Genomic DNA, 22,442 nt, shown 5'->3' with positions numbered 1-22,442 from the left:
ATAATGTGAGCTTAACTACATAGCCATCGCTCACCGATTAGCACAACACTTCATTGACAGCAATTTTGCCTAGAGCTTGGATTTAAGCTTGTTGATAAATTGTGCATCGACCCACATGACGTCGGAATCTCCATCACCAAACTTTCGATTAAAGAAAAAGAATTTGCCATCAGGTGACACAACTCCACCTGTATCTGGGCCAGCTGTATTTATCTTGTCCCCCAAGTTAATTGCATTACTCCATGAACCATCTTCCATTTGAAAACTAATATACAAGTCAGTTGCACCAAAACCGCCCTCTCGCTCACTATCCCAAATAATGTAACTTTCATCCGGCGCAACAAAAGGGTGCGCAGTCCACTTTCCGGAATTAATTTGTTTACCGAATGCTTTAGGTGCTTGTCGTTTACCGTCAATGACTTTTGAATAACGGATCGTGCCAATTTCTTCACGTTCATCAAAAACATATGTTCCATTCGCAGATGCGGTAAGCACCATAATGGGTATTTCGCTAAATGGCGCGCCTAAGCTTTTTAGCTCCGACCACCCCTTTGCTGTGCGCTCTCTATATTTATTGCCATCATGCATCGTTTTGCCATCCGGGGAAATCGAGCCGCCCATTTGAGGCGCTAACACCACCTCTCTCCAGCGGTTATTTTCGTGCTTAAAAACAATCGCAGTATTTGTTCTCTCTTTACGGTTGTATCGTGTAAAGTAGTACTCCTTCATATCTGGCGTAAATCGGCCTGTCCAATCATGATGCTGTTTGGAAACGATCCCCGGAGCAAAAACTTCCGGTGTTGAGCCTGGTGGTGTTTGTCCAATATAAGGGCCCTTTAATCCAGCTAAGCCATCTTGAGCATGACTTACGCCACCGATCATCAGCACAGAAAGTAGTATGGTTTTTGACAGGTAAGTGGATTTCATGGTGTTTATTCCTTAGTTATTCAATCGACTATCTATTCGACTTAGTTCGAGCTAATTTCCAATCAAGTTAATCCAACACACCATTAATTACCTTACGTCCTTATGACTTCTCAATGATTTTTCCTGAAAGTGAATTCTGAATGCGAAGTTTAAGCCCCCAACGCCTCTAAATAAAAAATTATTAGCTTTAATATTAACAAGTTATAAAAGTTAGGCATTTAACTAGAGCAACCAGAAGGAGAAGCCAGGAGGGGATCGCTAGTAAAGAAGGAGTAGATTGATACCCGCTTATTACTTATGTTTCCCGACCACATAGCTACCAAAAATACGGAGGGACTTATCTTGCACCGATACAAAAGCAGCATTGTTGATAGGTTATTTATTGGGCCTTAAAGCTTCGATAATTTATGTATCAAACCAATGCTTTTTACACCCAAAGTGTGCTGCCATCACTTATTTGTTCGGTATTCCTCTAGAGGAAAATAAGTACTTCCCATCGGATGATAATCTCGGAGCACTTTCACGATAATTGGAGTTTTTCCCAGCACATATTTACAGCTGGTAACCATACGCTACCTTTTACCACGAAAACTAATTTAGATATCCTTTCATCCATAGCAATCTTCGTCGGCTACGGCCATTGCCAATAAAACACAAATGGAGTGATAGGTTAGGCTCATAAACTACCTCTGTTTTGATGTTAATGAGCCATGACTGTATATAGCGCAGCTATGAAATACTTGACACGATTGTGATATATCACTGATTTTTTCTAAAGGTATGTATTTTGGTACTTTTTTTCTTTTTCTTTATTGGGCATGAACTTATAGTGCTAAGTATCATTTTGACTCAATCGAATCCCAGCTCACTTTGCTGTGTGTTTTAGAATGATTTCTTCCAAAAGTGGCGCTAAAGGAGACCAAGTATTCCCCGTGATACCATATGTCGTATTGGTTGCCGGAATATGATAGATAGTGGAAACGTAACCATTTAGTGCCCCCCCTCTAGTGAAGGCAAGTTGACCACCTAATTGTGTAATTTCAATCCCAAGTCCAACTTGTTGACCTTGCTTATTACGAACAATATCTTTGTTCTTGTAACGGCAAGGCGTAGTCATTTTATTAAGCGATGCTGTAGTGAGCACTTTCCCAGAAAATATAGCTCTGAACAGTTTGATATAAGACGTTAAGTTACCTCCCAACGCTCCCGCGCCACCTACTACGCGGTATTCAACGGGATCCTGATATACAGTATTGCCGAATATACCTTGCTCATAAGCTGTAACCAATGCAGGTTGGTAAAACGAATCGCCTAAATAATACAAATTAGGATCCTTCGCTTGTGGGAAGATTTCCTCCCTTAAGAAGTCACCGATAGGCTGATTGGATAAGTGCTCAATAACCATGCCCAATAGAAAAAAACCAGTATTGTTGTAGCTATATCTTGTTCCTGACTGAATCACGATTGGCTTTTCGTTGAATTTATCTACAAACTCTTTTTGAGATACAGACTTTTGCCATCGGTAGTTTTGAAATTGTTCTTCATTAAATACATCTGGTATACCAGATGTATGACATAGCAGCTCTCCTACGGTGACATGCCCAAAGTATTTCAACTCGAAAGGAAAATGCTGTTGTATTGTGTCTGTTGTTTCTAATAAACCACGTTCTTCCAATTGCAGAATCGCTGCTGCGATCACTGTTTTGGCGTTAGAGCCAAGCGATATAAGACTACTTTGATCGAATGGTACGCCAAGTGCTTTGTCCGCAAACCCATATTGTCTACTCTCTATCGTCCGCTCACCTTTAACCGCCGAAATAGCCAAACCCACATAACTATTTTTAGACGAGAACTCTGCTACCGCTCGGTCAATTTCATCATCGGCATTTTCATGCTGGTTGCACCCAGTAAGCAATAAAAATACCGCACTGTAGATAAGTTTCATATGGTCACCTTGGTGTAATTACCAATACAAGGGAATGGAAATAAATAGAAGTTATCAATTAAAACAAACACACTTATTAAATATACCACTACCGCCAAAAAACATGTTTTGAAATACTTTGGCTCCTAATGTCATATGTTAAGGTGACACACAATGTTGACGGACAGCCTCTATACAAACTGCGCGCGAATGCCTGTGGGTAAATATGGATCTGACAACTTGTATGGTCGCAATTTGTATCGAAAGCCAGCTCTTTATACACAACTCCTTGGTCTTTAACCCAACCTTCTGCTGATTTTAGCGCCAAAGACTCACTCCTTGAATCAGCCAAACTGCCAATACTATATGTAATTAGTATAACGAGTAAGCCAGCAACAAACCTGCGCATATTAACCTCTTTGGCTATCTCTGAGCAGCAAATAACTAAACGCGATCAGAGGAATATTCGTCGTGACAGGATTAAAAGCTTCAATCAATAGTTGCGGTTGCATAACAGCAACTGCGATCAACAACAGTGTTAGTGCAATAATATTGAGTATGTTCATGGCTTTGTATTTATAAAACATAAAAAACAAAACACCAAACATGACCTCGCCCACTCCGGCTATCTTCGTGATCAGCGTCGATATGTCGTCTGGGAAGCCCGCACTAGACATAATCAATTGCTCTATTGGTGCGACATGGACTAGCTTTGGAAAAATACCATGATATAGCCAAGCAAAACTAATGACATAGCGGGCAATTTGAATCGAAGACACGGTCTCTCCATTTGTTATTGTTACAACCAACTCGAAAATACATGTAAATCGATGAATAAACTTTAAAGCTGGTACACGTTAGCAATCCAAGCACCACTGCTACTTTCTGCAACTACCAGCGCATCTTCAGAGATCCCAGCTTGGGCCAATAGTTTATTTTCATACCAAATTGCGCTTTTACCCACCGAAGGCAAGCCTCCACTGGGCTTGTTATAATTGGCGATGGCGACCAGCATGCTGTACTCCGACGCATAGGTAGACCATTTCTTTGCATCATTCTCATACCCTTGCGGTGTTATCAGAACACCAGCTACATAAATTATTGCACCAGATTCAGCACAAGTTTTTGCATGCTTCGGATTGATGGTATCTGCGCAAATGGCATTGGCGATTAGGCTTTGCTCTATTTCCAATAAATGATATTTATCGCCGCTGCTAAAATATTGTTCTTCGCCAGCATGAAGGTATATTTTTTCGTAAGTTTCAATATTCCCATTATCATGAATAATGATTAAACCAATTTTTGGTAGCCCATTTGAGCGCAGCGGAGCGCCAACACCAACCGATATTTTATATTTTTTTGCAGCTGCGATAAGAGGGCCAATACGAGTATCATCTACCGTCATTGCCAGCTCAGCTGCCAACTGAGGCTCGTACCCTGACAGTGACAACTCAGGAAAAACTAAGTAATTTACGCCTAGAGAACTTGCCTTTTCAATATACCTAAGGTGATTCTCGATGTTTAATTTTATATCACCTTTAATTGAACTGCTTTGCGCTACTGCTATTTTCATAGTTGTTTATTAAACTCCAAGATAAATCATCATCGTATTAAACCCCATTATTGTCGCAGGCTCGCAGCGATCTGCGCCTGTGCTTTAATAACTTGCTACGTGTTCTTCGCGTATTAATAAGTCTATTTCTTCTTGCGGGTTCATGGGAAATGGCGCTTCTGGGTACTCCGTTGTTCTGAGCAAAATATCATTTTTTATATAAAAAAGGTACTTATAGGTTTTAACCGCATCCGCGTCATCGATGCTCGGTTCAATTGGTTGATAAAAAATAGGGTCGTCATTTACAGCTTGAACACCTGTTTACCTGCTCAAAGACAGCATTCAATGTACGACTCCCCCATGCTTTTGCTTTCTTACTTGCCTAACTGATACGTTAGTATGAATAAACCGTGATCTCTCTATTCGGCGCAGGATTATGATCAAACCCTAAGTCCCAAATCTCTAGTGCTCGCGTTGTACCACCTGCATTTTTACAAACAATTTCCGAGACCATAGTGTCATATGCCAAACCACCACCAGCCAGTGCTATGCCTTCAACACTGAAATACGCGCTGTTAAACGGGGTTCCCTCTTTTTTCTCAATTACGTTTGGTGTCAAACCAACTAAATTGGAATAACTACATTGACCATCCGGTGCATTATTATTGATAAATGCTGTTGACCTATAATCGATGTTTTTGTAATACCAAGCATGATTGCCAGATGTCCAACCGGAGGCGATTACATCACCCTGCCAAGTTATTTGCGGTGCAGCTGGAACTTTGTGGTATACCGTATAAGTTTGGTTTGCAGTATGGCATGTAATTTTCAGTGACTTTGGCGTGCTTTCAACCCCTTCTGGAAGCGCGCCATTTATTGCAGTATTGCCTTGTATTGCCAGCTCTGCAATTGGTTGCCATGTATTTTCATTAATAATACTCGCGCTGGTACACTGTGCGTCAGGGGTTGCGACAGTAAATAGCGCTGAAATATGCAATGCTCTGCGACTCTGAACGACAACTTCACTGATTGGACCATGGTTATACTGAGTGCTAGCACCTGCTTCTAAATCTGTATCATAGACAATTTCGCTTGAAATAGCTGACATGGACACAAGCGCACAAACCAAAGATAGGCTCTTAATCATTGTAACTCCTTTTAACCTTTGTTGAATTGGATTTAATATTAAATTTTTATAGTTCGTAATGTGGGTACTGCATCTTCACTATATTATTGTGCTGCGCACTGTCAATATCACATTATGTCTAATACAAACCTCATCAATTTACTGCTAATGACACTCGCTAATTCGCGCGCTTTGGTGCATAGCCTGAAAGCCTCAGGAAAAAAGAAATAATAAGCAGAGCTCTTATCAATCCCCTCGTCTCATTTTATTTTTTCTACGAATTTTGTCTGTTATTTTGATAATCAAGAAAAGACAATCATATGAGAAAGGATATGAAAAACATAACAAAAAACCTTAGTCTTGCCATACTACTAGGTGGGCTAAACGTGCCAGCTCATGCGTCGACAGATCAATCCACCTTACTAAAACAGGTTGAATCTAAAGTCATAGAGTGGCGTAGAGATATACATCAAAACCCTGAGCTTGGGAACCGAGAAGTACGCACCGCGGCACTGGTTTCAGAGCACCTAAAAAACCTAGGTATGGAAGTCGAAACAGGGGTAGCTTATACGGGTGTTGTAGGCATGTTAAAAGGTGCCAAACCCGGCCCCACAGTGATGTTACGCGCTGATATGGATGCGTTACCGGTTACAGAAAAGACCAACCTTCCTTTCAAATCAACCAAAACCACCAATTACCGAGGTGTTGATGTCGGTATTATGCATGCTTGTGGTCACGACACTCACGTAGCTATGCTTATGGGCGCTGCCGAGGTGCTTGCAGGTATGCGCGACGAACTTGCCGGCAATGTCATGTTTGTTTTTCAGCCAGCAGAAGAAGGTGCGCCAGAAGGTGAAGAAGGCGGTGCTGAACTGATGCTTAAAGAAGGGATCTTTAAAAAATACAAACCAGATGTCGCGTTTGGTTTGCACATCACATCAAAGTTAAATGTAGGCCAGATTGGCTATCGAAGTGGCCCAACAATGGCGAGCGCAGATAGGTTTGAAATTAGCGTAAAAGGTGAACAAACTCATGGCTCTACACCTTGGGCCGGCGCAGATCCAATCGCTGCTGCCGCACAAATTGTGTCAGGCGTTAATCACATTGTAAGTCGTCAAATCAATATCACCAAAGAGCCTGCTATCGTCTCATTTGGCAAGATATCTGGCGGTGTACGCAACAATATTATTCCAGAAGAAGTCAATATGGTCGGCACGATTCGTAACTTTGACATGGACAACAGAGCACAGATCTTTGATAAAATTAAACATACCGCCGAGCATATTGCTCGCGCTTCTGGCAACGAAGCTGAGGTAAGCATTTACGAGGGCTATCCAGTGACGGTCAATGACCCCGCACTGACAAAACAAATGCTGCCTTCTCTTAGTAAAGTGGTCGGTAAACAGGGCATGATTGAAATGCCAAAAGTAACCGGAGCAGAAGACTTCTCATTTTACGCGATGGAAGTGCCCGGTTTGTTTGTCTTTTTAGGGGGAACACCAAAAGGCACAGATCCAAAGGACGCAGCTAGCAACCACTCTCCTTATTTTTTTGCTGATGAGTCCGCTTTTAAACTCGGAACACGTGCCTTAACTGAATTTACTTTGGATTACATGACACATTCAAAAAATAGATAGGCCTAGTGAGGTGATGCGTTTCATTCGCATCACCCATGACTTTGAGAAAGCCAAAAAGAATTCATCACGAAAATGCAAAATGAATTCAGTCGCGTTCGTTCTGCTTTAGAAGCTCATCCAACTTTGCCTCAACACGCAATATATCTTCTTTTGATGCGACACCGGGCTCTGCTCCGCCCTCTTCTTCATGCATAATCTGCATTGCATCTACAATAATACCGATGAATAAGTTCAAAACGGCAAAACTGGTGATAATGATAAAAGGAACAAAGAAGAGCCAAGACTGTGGGAATAGCTCCATAGTTGGTCTTACTATACCCATTGACCAACTCTCTAGCGTCATCACTTGGAATAAGGTGTAAGCAGATGCGCCAATACTACCAAACCACTCCTGCATATTTGGATCTGGATGTTGACCAAATAATTTAGTCGTCAATACTGCTGACACATAGAACACAATTCCCAACACCCCAATGACAGAAGCCATTCCTGGTAATGAATGACCTAAAGCCCCGATAACTCGGCGCATCTGAGGCACAACTGAAAAGAGTCTCAACACTCGTAAGATTCTGAATGCACGTAGCACTGATAGCGCACCACCCGCTGGCACCCAGGAAATTGCAACTATGATGAAATCAAAACAGTTCCAACCGGATTTGAAGAACTTGAAACGATAAACAATCAGCTTCAAAATCAGTTCTATGGTAAATATTATTAAGATAACAAAGTCAATTTTATGCAGTAACCCTGCGTTGTCCTTGCCGAACTGAGTAGTTTCCAACCCCAACGTCACAGCATTAAATAAAATCACTGCAATTAAAAAGTTTTGAAATGACTTAGCCTCTACTAAAGCGGTCAATCTTGACATAAAAGTGTTTGAAGATGTCATGGTTCTATTTTAGGAAAACAAAAGTTAAACAATGATTTGGTGTTTGAGCTTTTTTGTCAAGCCTTATCAAGGCACTCTTATTATGATAATCGTTGTGGAGTCATCAAAGATAGTGATCTGCATCTTGCGGCTAAAATGAAAACTGTGAGGTATTAAAGGTTCTGGTTGTACAACTTACTACCTAAAGCCAAACAGTAAGTATAGTGTTGAATAAGCCATCCAAAAAGTGCCATTTAAATAACAATTTTATATACATAGCCAAGACTACAGGCATCTATCTTGCGCCATTTCAAACAAGCGATAAGACCAAAAATAACCACCCGCTTTATTTTGAAAACATATTCCAGCTTGTTTTTCATACAATAGATTGTATATTTTATATTGACAGCGATGTCAAAACTTTCAAAATACAACATGAAAAGAGCAAAACATTATGAAAAAGCTTTCAATAAAGGCCATTTATGTAGCCGTCCTGTGTGGCCTGTGTAGCCAAGCCGGTGCAATACAAACGATTAATGAAGCACAATACCGTCAATTATTACCGACATATCAAGGTGCTACAGATTACCGAATTTTACTTGCAGACAAGGTAACGGTTAATTATCACTGCGAAATCATCGAAACACCTGATGGCGGCTACGATATCGATAGAGAGGGATGCAACAAGCCGGGGCAGTTTTACCACATAGATTGGCAAACAGAATTCCCTAATGAAATCAATTTGAGTGTCAGAGGTTCAGCTTCATCCAATACAATTGTTGAGCACAAATTGTGGGCCATCGCATTTGCACATGCCAGCGCATCAAGCCGTATTCAAATGCAATACGGCTTGCGCAAAGGTGCCGATGGTACTTTCGACTTGAGCAAACCTTTCGCGACAGGAGAGCGCTTTGGCGATTACTTCGAGCGCCAAATGAACCCAAATTATTTTGTCTCAAAAGGCTTGCAAGAAAGTTCTCTTGGTAAAGATTTACCAGCTGGAGTAGACGAAGATGATGGCGTACTTCAAATAGAGTACCCCGGCAGTGCTTGGGCGGAGCTACAAGGTGTAGTTGGAGGCGGATTTCCACTGCCATTTAAGAACCTCGACCCTAAAACGGTGCTTAGCTCCCACACCGGACCCGCGAGAAATATTTTAGGTTCTTCTTTGAGTAGCGGATTTTACAACGGTTCAGCACTTGCAATAGTCAGCGGCTCGTTACCGTGGAATCAGGGTTCCGACCTTTCTCAGGATTCTATGCATTTGTTTCTGCAGCAGTCAAAAGACCCCGACGCGCTTACTATGCTGATGTCTTTTATGTATAACCGTGGGCCTTATGCTGCAAAAGATCAGATATTACGCTCTCAAGAAGTGTTTGATCACTGCGTCTCAATCACAGAGGACTTAGAAGATGATTGGACGTGTTTTCAGAAACAAAATGATTTTGGTGCACGCTACATCAGGCAGATCCCTGATGTAACCAACACTTTGTCACAAGCAGCAGCTCAAGGGAGTACCTATGAAGTTCAATTAACTTGGACAGATATCTCTAATTATTTAACTTTATTACAAAATTACGGGTTCTATTCGGAGTCTGTTATCGACAAAGCTAAAGTTGCTGCACAATCGGTTTTTAATGACTTACAAAGCAACGATACAATTTCATACCAAACGCAATTTGGTCAGGTCTTGGAGCAAATTATGGTAAAGCTGCCTATCTATGAGTTAGGTGAAGGTGGTCCATATGATGAACAAGGCAAGAAGCAATTCTACCTGTATAACTACACTCAACAAACCGCATTGGTCGTTGCAAATAACGAAGCCAATCAGGCTGATGTAAACGAATTTGTGTTAGCACAAAATCGCATTGCCGTTGATATCAATGGTCAATTTACCCAATTAAAAGCAAGTGATGGAGCGTATGATTGTACCGATGAGGCAAATACCGCATTGGCAGCACTTAAAGCAAGTACTGATGAAACCTATGTCTCTCTTAGTGCACAACTTAAACTCAAATTTGAAGACAATTTATGTGCCTTCGAACACGGGCCTCACACTCCCCCGCCACCAGTGAAAGATGGATATTGGGATCCAAGCCAACTATATAGCCAACCTGGGCAGATTGTCATTGATGCCATCGATTGCCATGAATATCGCAATGAGTGGTACATCGTTGGCGGTAATGCGCCAAGCAAAGCATTTAGTGTGGACCCTTGGGGTGTATGGCGACGTATATCCGAGCGACCTAATAGTGCTTGTTTAAGTGATAGAACAAGCAACTAAGGCTTAAAAATTTTTATTCATACTTACCATGTACCAAAGGGTCAAAACCAGACCCTTTTTTAACTTAATTTGGCGCAACATTTACAAGCAAATTTTCAATATAAATGTCATTCTTCTCTATATGCATGACGAGTCAATAAAGTGCATCGCACTTGCAGCATATTCACCTGACTTCAAGCTATACGCATCTATGCTCCCCCTCAATGGAAATCTATATTTTCCACAATGCGATAGGCATAAAGTCCCAATAAAACATCACACAATACCACTGAAAAAACATCACTAAGGCAATCAAATGATATTTAATTTCTTTGAAAGTCCGCTGACGAATTAATAATGCCGCTGCGGTCAAAACGGATAGCGGCAGTAGCGCGCTGCAAACGAACAAAGACAAGCTCGCCAGAGTTTTGTCTCCTAGCTGCAAATAGTGTTGTTGGCCAAGTAAGTAAATAGGCACTGCGAATGCTATAAAATTAATTACAGGCAAAACTAATACTCTATTCTGGCTTGTTTTAAGTCGTATCAACTTGTACAAGCCGACGGCCATTAAATAAACAAAACTAAGTAAACCAATGCTCAAACTGATCCAATAAAAGGTAAACTCCACAATAGATATTTTAGAGTAAGTCTTGAACCCGTCCGTTAAATATTGCTTACCGCGGGCTTCATAAATAGCATGTGATGGAGTACGGCGCGTTATATCCCTGTATATCCCGTCACCTATGGGCAATAAGACTCTGTCTTTCGTCTGCAGCGACTGAATGGTTAATTGCCCCTCATTTTGCGAAAGATATACCGAATGAAACAGTAAATCAGGTAATGCAAAGTGAACCATTTTGTTTGGTGCTAACACATACACGCCTTCAATCTCCGGGGTTTGAATCGCTGGCGCGTTAGGCTCGACAAGTTCAGCAGGTTCCAAATCTAATTGCTCGATAAAAAGTTGGTTAAGTTTATCCAAATTTGCAGATTCATTATCTGTATTAACAGCCCAAAAATATGCTTTATTTTGTTCAGGAAAAATACATAAATAAGCATTATAACCATAGGCGCTGCCAGGGCGACACGCACCAAGTACGTCGTGACGGTCTCGTCCCGATAAGACTAGCCCCTGTCCTATCTTAAGCCCATGTTTAACTGATTCAGTTCCTTGTGGGGTTGACATCAAGTCCAGTAACTGCGGAGCAATAAAGTTTGATTTTGTATCATGATCTTGTGTCATTAAAAATTGAAGAAACTTGGCCATATCAGGTGCCGTCGTTACAAACTGCCCCGCAGGCCGCAGCACAGTACTGACAGGTGTCTGCTTAACTTGGTTTTCATAGTGTCCCATGGCAAGCAAAAGATCGTTTTCTGCAACAAAATGAAAACTGCTTTGGTGCATCTCTAGTGGTCTTAGTATGTGATTTAGTAGATAGTCTTCATATCGTACGGCTGTCACTTTTTCAATTACCATCCCAAGCAACGTAAAGCCTATATTTGAATAGGAAAAGCGCCGTCCTGGTTGGTTTCTCACATCAAGGGTGCTGCTATCTCTAAAAGCCAACTCCAAAGGCATATTTGGGTCGGTCTGGGTGGTCAACAATTGATGCATACGAATATCATCAAGTCCAGACGTATGTGTTAGTAAATGCCTAACCGTTATAGGGTGCGTTTTTGACCAAGGGTTATTGATCTCAATACCCGGTAAGATTTGGGACACACTAGTATCGAGACTTAGTTTTTGCTCAGTGATTAAACGCAATACCCCCACAGCCAACACAGCTTTTGTCACTGATCCTACGTACATTTTATGCAGGTCAGTCATTGCATTTTGGCTTTGAGCATCGCTCACCCCCCGTGCGCCTGTCACGTTGCGGCCACCATCTACCATGGTCCAAATTATGCCATCTAATTGCTGCTCTGCTAATACCTGTTCTAATTTCTGATCAATGCCAGACACTACATCATTATTGCTTGCCGCATACACTGAGCTCAAGCTGGAAGTCACGACAACGCACAAAGTAATTACAAGTTGGAGGGTTGTTATTATGTTTTTCACTTATTCTCCCTGATTAATTTCATACCAATTATGACATTCGCATCGAACGTCTCAATAAATGTAAGGACTAACACTGTGCTACAAGTATCTGATCAGCGACGTGAAACAAATGTGAAAAGGGATTTGAAGTGGACCATAATAGTGAATTAATGTCTATGTGTTTTAAAACAAGGTGTTATACCGAAGTGCCGGCCAAACAACTACAACGCAGCCCAATTGCGTTTATGTAGTGATTAATTATTTTTTGATGAGATACCTATGCCATATCAGTTCGGCTGGAAAAAAGGGCGCTTAGTCATACTAGCCATATGTATCCAAATACCTTTGTGCAAATTTAATGCATCTAATCGACTTAATTTACCTCTCTACTTAGTAAGTTATATGGCGATAGGCTTTAAATCGAGTGTTCAAATATTCACAGTCAAAAAACGCAACAATACAAAATCAAGTCAGGATACAATATACTATAAAAAACAGTAAAGTTTGCCTTATAAGCAATAGAGGGAAACTAAATATATCAGTCTCCCATCGCTTTTTATGCGTTCAAATAAACTACTTAAACAAGTTTATTTAACAGCAATACTTAGTTTACGTGTCTTTGCGAAATTAGAGCGTAGATCCCCCAACCGCCCACATGTGTAGATGGGCAAGATACGTGTCCTGATAAGTATTTAGTCGCGTAATCTGAACCAGGAGGCCTAACATAGTCAGGTGCACCTTGGGTCATTTTATATTTACAAACGGTAAATGGAGAGCCCGCCGCGTTCGCAGTTGAAATAGCAGAGACAGCCGAAGCTAGCGCAATTGTTACACCAATAAGTAGAGTTTTCACTTTATCATTTCCTTTTTTTGAAAAATTGAGCTAATAGTAAACGCTGAACAGCGGCTGAATTCAACCATCCAAAATTGATTAATTTTCATACTCAAAAAATCATAAAACGCGACTATACCAGTCAATCGGCACCGTCAAATAACTCAAAAATCACCAGTTATATTACGCAATATTATTGTTTGGTTTTTACTAAGTTTGTTCTGCAAAAAATACCTGAGCAAAATTTATATTACTTTTAATAATGGGAAGTTGCGCCACATTCTGTAACTACCATATTTGCTGTGAGTTACACTTCCAGCAATGAAATTAAGGCTGCCTGCATTAAAAACAATCAATGGGAAATATTATTCCAATATTCCAAAGAGTCATATTGATATACAAAAACAATCCTTAACCACACAACCCCATTATAAATCAATACCTTACAAGTGAAAATTTACCCATTTTAGATAATCATGAGATAATTTCACCTTTACAACTATTGTATACAATATACACTAAATCCAGAAGACTGTTAAAGGAACACAATAATTTAATTAATTATTTGTGACTTTTTTAGCCTTTTTACCATGAGATAAATACCTTCGGGTATGCCTACTCACAATTTGGAGAACATGTAAAGTGAATATTAAACGTACAAAACAATTGTTATTAATGGGGTCCTGTTTATTACCCAGTGCCCTTGTATGTAGTAACGCACTCGCAAGCACAAGCGCAGTACCACAAAATAGCTATTGCACCAGCTCAGGAGGTGGTAACTATGAGCATATCGCAGGAGTATCAGCTGGAGGAATAAACAACACCTCATCTGGTCAGTCAGCATACACTGACTATACAAACCTTACGGCTGAGCTTAGCGTTGGACAAAATCAAATCACCCTAACCCCGGGATTCGTCAACAACGCTTATACCGAGTATTGGAGTGTATATATTGATCTCAACAATGATGGAGACTTTAGTGATATTGATGAGTTGGTTGGTTCAGGTAACGGCCGATCGGCACTAACAACAACCTTGGATATCCCAGCTTCAGCAGAAGGCGTAACGTCACGAATGCGAATTGCAATGAAGTACAATTCACCCGTTGCAAATGCCTGTGAGAACTTTAATTCAGGTGAAGTTGAAGACTACTCTGTGATCATCAAAAAGCGTGACACAACACAACTTGAAAATACTTGTCTAAGTCAAACGCCAACAGATCAGTCGGCACTCGTAGATGGTGTCCCCGTATGCGTTAAATCTTCGTCTCAGTTTCAAAGCTTCTCAGTTCCCGGAGCTGATACTGCTGGCAGTGTTGCGATCACCACATCCTATGGCCAGGGTAACTTGACCTTGGAAGCACGCAACGGAGAAGGTGGCTACCCTCGCCCCGGCGACGACAGTATACGCTCAAAGCACATTGGCAATACTGAGTGTGTTGTCATCTCCAATCCAACAAAATATTGGACTAACATAGTGATGCGGGGTCTCTTTAAAGGTGCCACCATAGTCGCTGACCTCGGTGCCACCAGCTGCCGTAAAGAACCAGGTCCTATCGATCCAGGTAATGTTGCATACGAGTTTTCACACGTAAATGTGATCATTTTTCCATTTAGCTTTAATGGTACCCCACTACCTTGGTCAACGGATCAAATCAATGCCGATATGGAGACTGTTAAGCAGTACTATGCGGAGCAGTCCTATGGCCGATTCAATGTAACTTGGGAGATCAAACCTGAAATTTACATTAATGAATCTAAGTCAAAGTATGATTCCGACACCAAAGCTTGGCATCAACTCTATGCAGATAAAATCGCAGAGGCTGGTGTTGATATGAACTTCCCTGGTGAAGCAAATCTTGTCATGATGGCTGCACCACAAGTATCAACTATCAACTCGCAAGCAGGTCCTCCATTCATCCAACTATATCACCACAAACCAGGCACCATAGCGCATGAAATGGGACACGCAATGGGGCTGCGTCATTCAATGTCTGTTGAAGCGGGTAACCATGTCATAAACTCGGGTAACGATACGATCCGAAACTATGGTAATCCACATGCAATGATGGGCATGGGAGCGCATACGCTTGAAGAGTACAACCTGATGTACAAGAGCTACTTTAAAGGTTGGCTAACCGATGCAGAAGTCCCCCTGATCACATCTTCTGGTACATATCGTATTTACGCCTTTGACCATGGTACGGCAAATGGCACAAATGCGCCTGGCAATATTGGGCTGCGCTTGATGTCTGGTAATGGCGATTACACATACTGGCTTGAGTACCGTACAACAAATGATAGATATAATACCAATACAAAAAATGGTGTACTGGTCAATATCAAAGGCTATATGGAAAATGAACCTTTACCTTCGTTCTGGAATCACCGTTCAGCACTTTTAGATATGACCCCCAATTCAAAAGACAACTCTCGTTGGGCGCAAGAAGACGAAACGGACGCTGAGCTAGCTATTGGAAAGAGCTTTACTGACCCTTGGAATGGTTTCAAAATCACACCAATTGCGCGAGGTGGTCAAGAAGACTCTGCAAACGCATGGATAGATGTAAAGGTAGAAAAACTATAAGTTCTATCTAGCGAGCCTATTGAAGTTATAAAAAAGGTATATTTGGCAACCCCTCAAGCTGAGTCAAAATAATTTGACTCAGCTTTTTTAAACTGTTTTACCTTTGTATATTCGCTTTAACTTTAAGTGGCTTAGCTGTACTCACGACAAAAACATAGCGCATTGATAGAGATTATGAATTTTAAACTCATCGCCTTCAAAGCTGTTTTATTACGCATATCCACGGTATTGCGGCGCTATTAACCCATAGATAGCCGAGTCTGAAACAACTCCGTTAATTTCCCAGCGTTGTTTCAACACCCCTTCTTTTTGAAAACCTAATCTCTCAAGTGCCTTGCTTGACGAGATATTATCAGGGTCTATTTCAGCTTCGATTCTACGCAGTCCTAGGTGATTAAATGCATGCTCAATGAGTGCTTGTCCAGCTTCCGAGACTATTCCTTTTCCCCAAAAATCACGGCTGATCCCAAATCCTATTTCCGCTCGTCTGGATGTTTTATCATAGCTAAAAAGCATAATCTTACCCAAAAGTTCTCCAGTCTCTTTCCAGTAAATGCCTAACGTTATTTCTGTATTATTCTTATGAGCGTCAATACTTTTAGCTATAAAACAGTCAGCTTGCTCAATTGATCCCCACGGCGCTGTATTCCAATATTTCATCACTTCAAAATCTGAAAATATTGTAAATAAGTCTCCAGCATCCTGTTTAGATAGTGCCTTTAATATTAGTCGTTCAGTTTCTATAACTGTGGTTAGCATTTAACACCTTTCCTTTAGTAGCTTGTTTGAACTTAATGCCTGTTCAAAGCCGTAAAAAATGGGGCTTAATAAATGAAGAATAGCCTTTAAGCATTTATATCCTTACTCGAGACATTTAAAAGTACGCGCAAAGCCCTATCGCCCGTACTCCTGATAGGGCTTTATCGAATCAATATAGTTGCCCAGTTTGCATTGTTTGACTTGCCAACTGAGCTAACCACTTTGCTTTCTCAATCTATTAACTCTCGCTCTAAAATCGCAATCATTTTTTCAGATTGCCCCATATTGGATGAAGCCGGTAGCACCATTTGGTTTAGTCGCCAACCCTCAGCCCCTTCAGCATTCAGAACCTCTTCTATATCTGGTGTACCCTGTTTAAAGAAACCAAATTTAAACGGAAGTTCTACAGTCTTATATTCATACTTTTTCATTTTAGGTTGTTCCTCGTAATCAAGGTCTCGAACATCAAGTTCAAATGCAGATGCAAGTGCTTTCTTCGATTGCAAAGATGCTGTCGCCTCTGACTCAATTCTTTGAATAGTCCGCAGGTTTAACCCAGAAGCAATTGCCAGCTCATCTTGAGACCAAGATTTCTCTTTTCTCATTCTTAGAATTAATTCTGCATTTATTCTCATAATGTATTAGACCGTTATCTGTGACTGCTTAATTATTTTGGTAAACCCATGAAAGTCATACGAAACTTTTACGCACCTTTTACGGCAACTATACGAAAGTTATACGACACTTAGGTGTTATTAGCGCTAAATACACTTATACCTTAAATTGCTGCTCAAAAACAGATGGTAAATATTGTTGATGTACCCACGACACTTGAGGCCTTTTTGCTCTATAAGCCGCATGCCGACATTGTATTTGAATAACAAAACGCAAAAAGCACTAGCGGCTGAGCCAGTTTTTACTATACGCAGGATGAATATCATAACACTGATTTTTATACTTATTTTCATAAATAAGTCAAATTATGAACAAGAAGACAGGCACCTTTACAATCGTTAACAGCATCGGAACTTCAAATACGAACTTAACTTCAAGCAAAGTATGCAAGATGCTAATATTGAGAAAAATATAATGGAATAATAACAATGAATAAACAACGACTTACTATCACAGCACTTGCTCTGGCTGTTTTAACTGGATGTCAGTCGTCCCCCGCTCCTACTGTGACCGAAGTACCAGTTCAAAATGAGCAAGTTTTAACTACTACATCAAAAGCTAAAGCTGTAACAACTGCGCCAAAAACCCAAGCTGTAGTAACGACTACTCCAGACCAACAAAAATTAAGTTGTGAACCGCTTAGGTACCAGTGCCACTCGATGCAGCCAGAGCAAGATATAAGCGAAAATACAGCCAAAGATATATCCTTTGCTTTAAATATCGCAACCCATGGCTACTATAGCGCCGCAGCCATAAGGTTAGAAAAAATCAAAAGCCAAAATGTTTATGAACAAGCAATTGTGGATTATCACCTAGCTAATATGAATATGAAGCGGATCGGAGAAGATGCACGTGCCTTAGATTATGCTTTGAAAGCAATAGACAGTGGGAGCTTGCCAGCAGAAGAATATAAATCGGCGCTGATTTTGGCAATAAAACTGTTTGTTAAGCTTGGTTGGTTCGAACTTGGAGAAGAAAAAGCATTAAATTATTTGGCATATATTGGTGAATCGTTTGACTTTGACATCTTTGAAATTTTCGATCAAATAGCACAACAGAAAAAAGACCAAACACGTTACGAGTTACTGCTTGATATTCAAACAATGATTGATGAAGAAGCGCAAAATCAGACCGCTCAACGCGTGCTCGATGAGATACAAACTCGAATAGCAAAACGGCATGCTAATCAAATCCAATTTGAGAAACAAATAAAACCACCTCAAAAACTACAAAACAACTCTACATGTCAAACCCTGACCTATCAATGCCACAACCTACGTGCTAAGCAGGTTTTGCCTGCGAATATTAAACAAGCCATTGATAAGGCGACCAAGCAACAGCAAGATAACAATGCAATGGCAGCAAAAGAAACGCTTGAATCCATAAAGACAAACTCAGACTTTGAAACAGCCATGATCAATCGTAAATTGGCCTATTTATATAGTGACGTTAAGCTACATGAGCTATCGGTGCATCATGCCAGCGCAGCGATCAATAGTGGTGCTCTAAACGCTGAAGATCACAAATACCAAATGAGATTGGAAGTATTTGGACTCTACTTACAAGGAGAGTTTGAGCGGGCAAAACAAAAAATTGAGGCTTACTTGAATTACATTGAGAAATCGTCAGACACCTACCTAGATGGCGTATTGCTTAAAATAGCCGAACAACAAGATGATCAGCTCTTTTTCAATTATTTGCAGACGAAAACGCTTAAAAACCCCCAGCGTGCAGAAATATTGCAGAGCTACATTGCATTTGGCTACTTTGGAGAAATTCAAGAAAAGACAAAAAGCGCAGTTACACCAAAAAGTTATAAGCCTGTAGTCATCTATACCAAAGAATACGACTATCCAATTGAAGCTGCAAAACAAGGTATTACCGGCAGCGTAACTTTAGAGTTTGACCTTAATGCAAAAGGCGAACCTGTTAATATTCGGGTAATTGAAGCAAGCCCTGAAGGCTACTTTGAACAAGCAGGGATAAATGCTTTAGAGCAATGGCGCTATAAAGTTAATCTCAATGATACGGGCAATGTGATTGAAGGAACAGGTATTCAAGTTCAGTTTGGATGGAATTTAGGTTCCGACAAATAACGGTTTTTTCGTTTGGAGATGGTTAAAGCTTGTCTGAATCAATTCAAATAAAGAAACCCCATTAATAACACCTTTGCAATAAAAGCTAGTTATATACCTAGCTTTTATTGCAAAACAAACACGCTAGCTGTTGCGATGGCAAAGGATACTCGCGATAGGACATGTCAGCTCATAAAGCTTCAGCCAACATTGAGTTCATTAACTTTGATGAACTTTGTCTCCATTGGCAAATTAACCAAGCCATGCTGTAAAAATGTAGGTTTTAATTCGATACTGGATAAATCAGTCAAAGAGCACCACTTAAACTCAAGGTCGACCTCTTCTTCAATTCCACAAAAAACTGCCCCCATAGGGAACTGGTTCGGCTCACTGAGTTGCGCCAAAAAGTAATTGGCAATTTCATGAAATTGCTTATTTGAATACTCAAAAAAGTTCTCAACGTACCAAAGGTGGCGCTTTACGACTATTTCAACTCCCAGCTCTTCGAGCAACTCGCGATTTAACGTTGCATCCGAATTTTCAAAAAACTCTACTCTGCCCCCCGGCAGTGCCCAAAATGAATCGCCCACAGCCCTATGTAATAACACGTGATTGTCGTGAATAACAACCGCAACGCTACGGAAGTTGAAACGGGCACTCCCTTGGTCAAATTTCAGCATATGGATACTCCTAAACACGCCAGCCTAAATAAAACTTGAACAAAACTCGTTGTTGTCACATAGACCCTACAACAATCCGTACCTATTTTAAAACAATTATCCAATCAAAATTTATTGTTCTAATAGACTTTTATGATTAAAGAACTTTTTAACTGTATTACACACCTGACCCGGTTTTGCATTCATATTCTTATAGTGGTACTCAGTAGCGTACTCCCCCTTGGGAATGACCATATCAACAAATAACTCTTTTTCATTTAGCCGTTTAATTTTATCGCCAATTTTAGTGCCGTATTCAAGTAAAGTGTTGGTATTGTGTATTGTCGAATGAATGACACCGTTTTCGACTTTCCACTTATTCCAATACATATCAACTTCGAGTGAGTAAACTAAAGAAAAAGATATTTCACACTTGTCACCTGATTTTTGATATTCAATAAAGCTATAGTCAACCTGCTTATTGTCATGATTGATGACCCACGTGCCGATTAAATGATGAAGACTATGGTTAGCTGACAGTACGCATGAAGAAAACAAAAATAAGAACAGTGATGTTAAAGCTTTCAAAGTGCCTCCTTTTGCACCTAACTCCGCCCCCACTAACGAAGTTTTAAGCGAATTTAAATTTTCGCTTGTTGAAAATGTTGTTACAGCTAGAATAAATTAGCCTTTGATTGATGTCATTTGGCCTAAGTACTTCATGAAAAAGAGATATCAGGCATCTTTGCTCTGAAGCCTAAATGAACTTCATCGCAGCACAAACCGAACTCCCAAATCAAGCCTGATACTAACTGTGAATCAAACCGAATAATATCCCAGGGTAGATTGAGGTCCGCAAATGCACTGACATCACCATTGGTGCCTTCTAGATATATAATTTCAGGAGTCTCAAAAATAGCCAAGGCTTCGTTGTTTAAATTATCCCACGGAGCAACCACAAGCTTTATTTCTGTTTGTGATAATGATATTGCTTTCAGGGCATGAGTACCTAAAGAACGAAACAATAAATCAGAAATATTCTTATCCATATTTATCTACTTGAATCAGGTAATACAATAAGAGATTAAACTGTCGTTCACACTCTTTGAGCGTAACACTATTTATTTATGAGTTTGAATGACACTTTTTATTTTTTTATATTTTATAAAACAGCCAATGAAACTAACCACACAAACCGCTTTCAGCACTAACAGGCTAAATGGACGCCACCAAGCCCCTGTACTTGCTTCTATTATGTCTGAAATACCAAAGGCAATAAAAGCTAATGAAGCAATTATGTTCACCGTAAAATAGGCATCTCTATGGCCTTTCATTAGCAAATTTATGATTAACCCAAGCGCTATGGCAAACCAGAGCATCGACTCAATATAGTTAAATTCCGAAATCGTCATTGCAACTCATCACTCATTATTACCAGCTCCCCAAAATAAATCGACTCCATTTAAAGCTGCCCTGCCATATACCCAATATGTTACAAGTTTACTCTTTTATGTCACATGTTTTAAGCTTAATACTCAAAGGCCTAAACACGCCTTCACTTATTAACGCAGCATAAAGTAAAACCACTAAATTGACTGACAATGCCCTTAACAAGGAAAAGTTCTCATAGGTATCAATATTGCTAAGTATTGCAATTAAGCCTACTACTAAGCCGATTAATGCACCACCATACATGAATTTAATTTGGCTTCGAAATAGCGCCGCCAAATATTTTGCTTCATCCCCACCAACCATCTCTTCTGTGAAAATGTATTTAAGCCCGGACAAAGACTTAAACATGCCATTTGTACCAAAAGTCACCATGGTTGCTGAATACAAAAATAATATGAGAAATACGCCAGATGTAACATCTAGGTAATTTCGTAAGCTTGCACCGAAATAAATTAACATGCCGACAGCACTGGATATCATTAACAATCCCACTAAACTTTTCATAATTACTTTCCTCGTCCAATTTATTTCAATATCTGTTGAAGTTGCTTTAAGCTCTTGAGGAGAAAGTTTATAAACAGACGCCAGGGCCAACGTAGATTCAGCAGACGCCTTACCGTTAGCTTCTATACGCTGAATTGTTCTTACAGATAACCCCGTTGCTTTGGCAAGTACCTCCTGTGACCAGCCCTTTTCTTTGCGTAGTGTCTTTAACTTACTTGTAGAGAGAAACAATTCGATCTCCTTAAAAACTTTGAAAACAACGAACGTAATTATGCGTGCCTCACCTTTAACGTCTATTTCTATCTAACGACATTTAAACGCCACAGCATGACAAAGCTTTAAAATTAGTACGTTATAAAAAAGCAGAACGCGATTCGGTTAAGCTACCTATTAAGGGTAGCGCAAGAAGATACGCTCTGATTTAAAGAACCACAACAGCTCGTATTTACCACCATCAAAACAGGTGAATATTTAAGTGTAAAGGGTTCGATATCGCGTAGGCTATTTTCGGTACAATTGCTAATTAAGAAAATACGTGACATAAATAAGTAGTACAACTGTT

General features: G+C 40.2%; 20 protein-coding genes. 4 read left to right on the top strand and 16 right to left on the bottom strand.

Annotated features, from left to right (window positions below; genetic code table 11):
- Positions 1–69: 69 nt before the first annotated feature.
- From J8M00_RS05375 to J8M00_RS05350, 6 genes are all read right to left on the bottom strand, one after another.
- Positions 70–927 (bottom strand): PD40 domain-containing protein, encoded by an 858-nt coding sequence (locus tag J8M00_RS05375; RefSeq protein ID WP_211009313.1) that lies wholly within the window; start codon positions 925–927, stop codon positions 70–72.
- 865 nt (positions 928–1,792) lie between these two features.
- Positions 1,793–2,872, bottom strand: coding sequence for a serine hydrolase domain-containing protein (locus J8M00_RS05370; protein ID WP_211009312.1), 1,080 nt, complete (start codon positions 2,870–2,872; stop codon positions 1,793–1,795).
- 88 nt (positions 2,873–2,960) lie between these two features.
- A complete protein-coding gene (locus J8M00_RS05365) occupies positions 2,961–3,260 on the bottom strand; it encodes a hypothetical protein (protein WP_211009311.1) in 300 nt (99 codons plus the stop codon).
- Position 3,261: 1 nt separating this feature from the next.
- Positions 3,262–3,630 carry a DoxX-like family protein gene (locus tag J8M00_RS05360; RefSeq protein WP_211009310.1) on the bottom strand — a complete coding sequence of 123 codons (369 nt, stop codon included), beginning with the start codon at positions 3,628–3,630 and terminating at the stop codon, positions 3,262–3,264.
- A 62-nt stretch (positions 3,631–3,692) separates the two neighbouring features.
- Positions 3,693–4,424: a carbon-nitrogen hydrolase family protein gene (locus tag J8M00_RS05355; protein ID WP_211009309.1), complete on the bottom strand. Its 732-nt coding sequence runs from the start codon at positions 4,422–4,424 to the stop codon at positions 3,693–3,695.
- Between the two features lie 373 nt (positions 4,425–4,797).
- Entirely contained in the window at positions 4,798–5,550 is a 753-nt protein-coding gene (locus tag J8M00_RS05350; protein ID WP_211009308.1) for a hypothetical protein, read from the bottom strand.
- Positions 5,551–5,861: 311 nt separating this feature from the next.
- Here J8M00_RS05350 and J8M00_RS05345 point away from each other — a divergent pair, with 311 nt between their 5' ends.
- Entirely contained in the window at positions 5,862–7,166 is a 1,305-nt protein-coding gene (locus J8M00_RS05345) for an amidohydrolase (protein ID WP_211009307.1), read from the top strand.
- Positions 7,167–7,251: 85 nt separating this feature from the next.
- On the opposite strand, the gene J8M00_RS05340 is transcribed toward J8M00_RS05345, so the two are convergent.
- The gene (locus J8M00_RS05340) at positions 7,252–8,034 is read right to left on the bottom strand and encodes an ion transporter (RefSeq protein ID WP_247687229.1); all 783 of its coding nucleotides are present in this window, start codon (positions 8,032–8,034) and stop codon (positions 7,252–7,254) included.
- A gap of 454 nt (positions 8,035–8,488) precedes the next feature.
- On the opposite strand from J8M00_RS05340, the gene J8M00_RS05335 reads away from it, so the two are divergent.
- Positions 8,489–10,318 (top strand): hypothetical protein, encoded by a 1,830-nt coding sequence (locus J8M00_RS05335; protein ID WP_211009305.1) that lies wholly within the window; start codon positions 8,489–8,491, stop codon positions 10,316–10,318.
- A 211-nt stretch (positions 10,319–10,529) separates the two neighbouring features.
- Here the strand turns inward: J8M00_RS05335 and J8M00_RS05330 are convergent, their stop codons facing one another.
- Together J8M00_RS05330 and J8M00_RS05325 are read right to left on the bottom strand one after the other, a co-directional pair.
- A complete protein-coding gene (locus tag J8M00_RS05330; RefSeq protein WP_211009304.1) occupies positions 10,530–12,359 on the bottom strand; it encodes a serine hydrolase domain-containing protein in 1,830 nt (609 codons plus the stop codon).
- 583 nt (positions 12,360–12,942) lie between these two features.
- Positions 12,943–13,191 carry a hypothetical protein gene (locus J8M00_RS05325; protein ID WP_211009303.1) on the bottom strand — a complete coding sequence of 83 codons (249 nt, stop codon included), beginning with the start codon at positions 13,189–13,191 and terminating at the stop codon, positions 12,943–12,945.
- A gap of 621 nt (positions 13,192–13,812) precedes the next feature.
- Here J8M00_RS05325 and J8M00_RS05320 point away from each other — a divergent pair.
- A complete protein-coding gene (locus tag J8M00_RS05320; protein ID WP_211009302.1) occupies positions 13,813–15,756 on the top strand; it encodes a GEVED domain-containing protein in 1,944 nt (647 codons plus the stop codon).
- Positions 15,757–15,966: 210 nt separating this feature from the next.
- On the opposite strand, the gene J8M00_RS05315 is transcribed toward J8M00_RS05320, so the two are convergent.
- Both J8M00_RS05315 and J8M00_RS05310 read right to left on the bottom strand, forming a co-directional pair.
- Positions 15,967–16,515, bottom strand: coding sequence for a GNAT family N-acetyltransferase (locus tag J8M00_RS05315; protein WP_211009301.1), 549 nt, complete (start codon positions 16,513–16,515; stop codon positions 15,967–15,969).
- 230 nt (positions 16,516–16,745) lie between these two features.
- Positions 16,746–17,150 carry a DUF4177 domain-containing protein gene (locus J8M00_RS05310; RefSeq protein ID WP_211009300.1) on the bottom strand — a complete coding sequence of 135 codons (405 nt, stop codon included), beginning with the start codon at positions 17,148–17,150 and terminating at the stop codon, positions 16,746–16,748.
- Between the two features lie 468 nt (positions 17,151–17,618).
- Here J8M00_RS05310 and J8M00_RS05305 point away from each other — a divergent pair, with 468 nt between their 5' ends.
- On the top strand, positions 17,619–19,286 hold the full coding sequence (locus J8M00_RS05305) for an energy transducer TonB (RefSeq protein ID WP_211009299.1): 1,668 nt from the start codon (positions 17,619–17,621) through the stop codon (positions 19,284–19,286).
- A gap of 179 nt (positions 19,287–19,465) precedes the next feature.
- On the opposite strand, the gene J8M00_RS05300 is transcribed toward J8M00_RS05305, so the two are convergent.
- The 5 genes from J8M00_RS05300 to J8M00_RS05280 all read right to left on the bottom strand — a co-directional run bounded on the left by J8M00_RS05300 (position 19,466) and on the right by J8M00_RS05280 (position 22,111).
- A complete protein-coding gene (locus J8M00_RS05300) occupies positions 19,466–19,945 on the bottom strand; it encodes an NUDIX hydrolase (RefSeq protein WP_211009298.1) in 480 nt (159 codons plus the stop codon).
- A 111-nt stretch (positions 19,946–20,056) separates the two neighbouring features.
- Positions 20,057–20,512, bottom strand: a complete 456-nt coding sequence (locus J8M00_RS05295) for a hypothetical protein (protein WP_211009297.1) — start codon at positions 20,510–20,512, stop codon at positions 20,057–20,059.
- Positions 20,513–20,643: 131 nt separating this feature from the next.
- Positions 20,644–20,973, bottom strand: coding sequence for a hypothetical protein (locus J8M00_RS05290; protein WP_211009296.1), 330 nt, complete (start codon positions 20,971–20,973; stop codon positions 20,644–20,646).
- Between the two features lie 72 nt (positions 20,974–21,045).
- Positions 21,046–21,336, bottom strand: a complete 291-nt coding sequence (locus J8M00_RS05285) for a hypothetical protein (protein ID WP_211009295.1) — start codon at positions 21,334–21,336, stop codon at positions 21,046–21,048.
- Between the two features lie 88 nt (positions 21,337–21,424).
- Positions 21,425–22,111 carry a helix-turn-helix domain-containing protein gene (locus J8M00_RS05280; RefSeq protein ID WP_211009294.1) on the bottom strand — a complete coding sequence of 229 codons (687 nt, stop codon included), beginning with the start codon at positions 22,109–22,111 and terminating at the stop codon, positions 21,425–21,427.
- Positions 22,112–22,442: the final 331 nt, after the last annotated feature.

The sequence above is a fragment of the Pseudoalteromonas luteoviolacea genome, assembly GCF_018100925.1.
Taxonomy (GTDB): Bacteria; Pseudomonadota; Gammaproteobacteria; order Enterobacterales; family Alteromonadaceae; genus Pseudoalteromonas; species Pseudoalteromonas obscura.
Note: the sequence above shows the minus strand (reverse complement) of the source record. Positions and strands in the feature narration are given on the sequence as shown.

Coding starts and splice junctions, on each gene's coding strand:
- J8M00_RS05365 (WP_211009311.1), bottom strand. CDS start 3,260: ATGCGCAGGTTTGTTGCTGGCTTACTCGTTATACTAATTACATATAGT.
- J8M00_RS05375 (WP_211009313.1), bottom strand. CDS start 927: ATGAAATCCACTTACCTGTCAAAAACCATACTACTTTCTGTGCTGATG.
- J8M00_RS05300 (WP_211009298.1), bottom strand. CDS start 19,945: ATGCTGAAATTTGACCAAGGGAGTGCCCGTTTCAACTTCCGTAGCGTT.
- J8M00_RS05350 (WP_211009308.1), bottom strand. CDS start 5,550: ATGATTAAGAGCCTATCTTTGGTTTGTGCGCTTGTGTCCATGTCAGCT.
- J8M00_RS05290 (WP_211009296.1), bottom strand. CDS start 20,973: ATGGATAAGAATATTTCTGATTTATTGTTTCGTTCTTTAGGTACTCAT.
- J8M00_RS05345 (WP_211009307.1), top strand. CDS start 5,862: ATGAAAAACATAACAAAAAACCTTAGTCTTGCCATACTACTAGGTGGG.
- J8M00_RS05305 (WP_211009299.1), top strand. CDS start 17,619: ATGAATAAACAACGACTTACTATCACAGCACTTGCTCTGGCTGTTTTA.
- J8M00_RS05285 (WP_211009295.1), bottom strand. CDS start 21,336: ATGACGATTTCGGAATTTAACTATATTGAGTCGATGCTCTGGTTTGCC.
- J8M00_RS05340 (WP_247687229.1), bottom strand. CDS start 8,034: ATGTCAAGATTGACCGCTTTAGTAGAGGCTAAGTCATTTCAAAACTTT.
- J8M00_RS05335 (WP_211009305.1), top strand. CDS start 8,489: ATGAAAAAGCTTTCAATAAAGGCCATTTATGTAGCCGTCCTGTGTGGC.
- J8M00_RS05315 (WP_211009301.1), bottom strand. CDS start 16,515: ATGCTAACCACAGTTATAGAAACTGAACGACTAATATTAAAGGCACTA.
- J8M00_RS05370 (WP_211009312.1), bottom strand. CDS start 2,872: ATGAAACTTATCTACAGTGCGGTATTTTTATTGCTTACTGGGTGCAAC.
- J8M00_RS05310 (WP_211009300.1), bottom strand. CDS start 17,150: ATGAGAATAAATGCAGAATTAATTCTAAGAATGAGAAAAGAGAAATCT.
- J8M00_RS05355 (WP_211009309.1), bottom strand. CDS start 4,424: ATGAAAATAGCAGTAGCGCAAAGCAGTTCAATTAAAGGTGATATAAAA.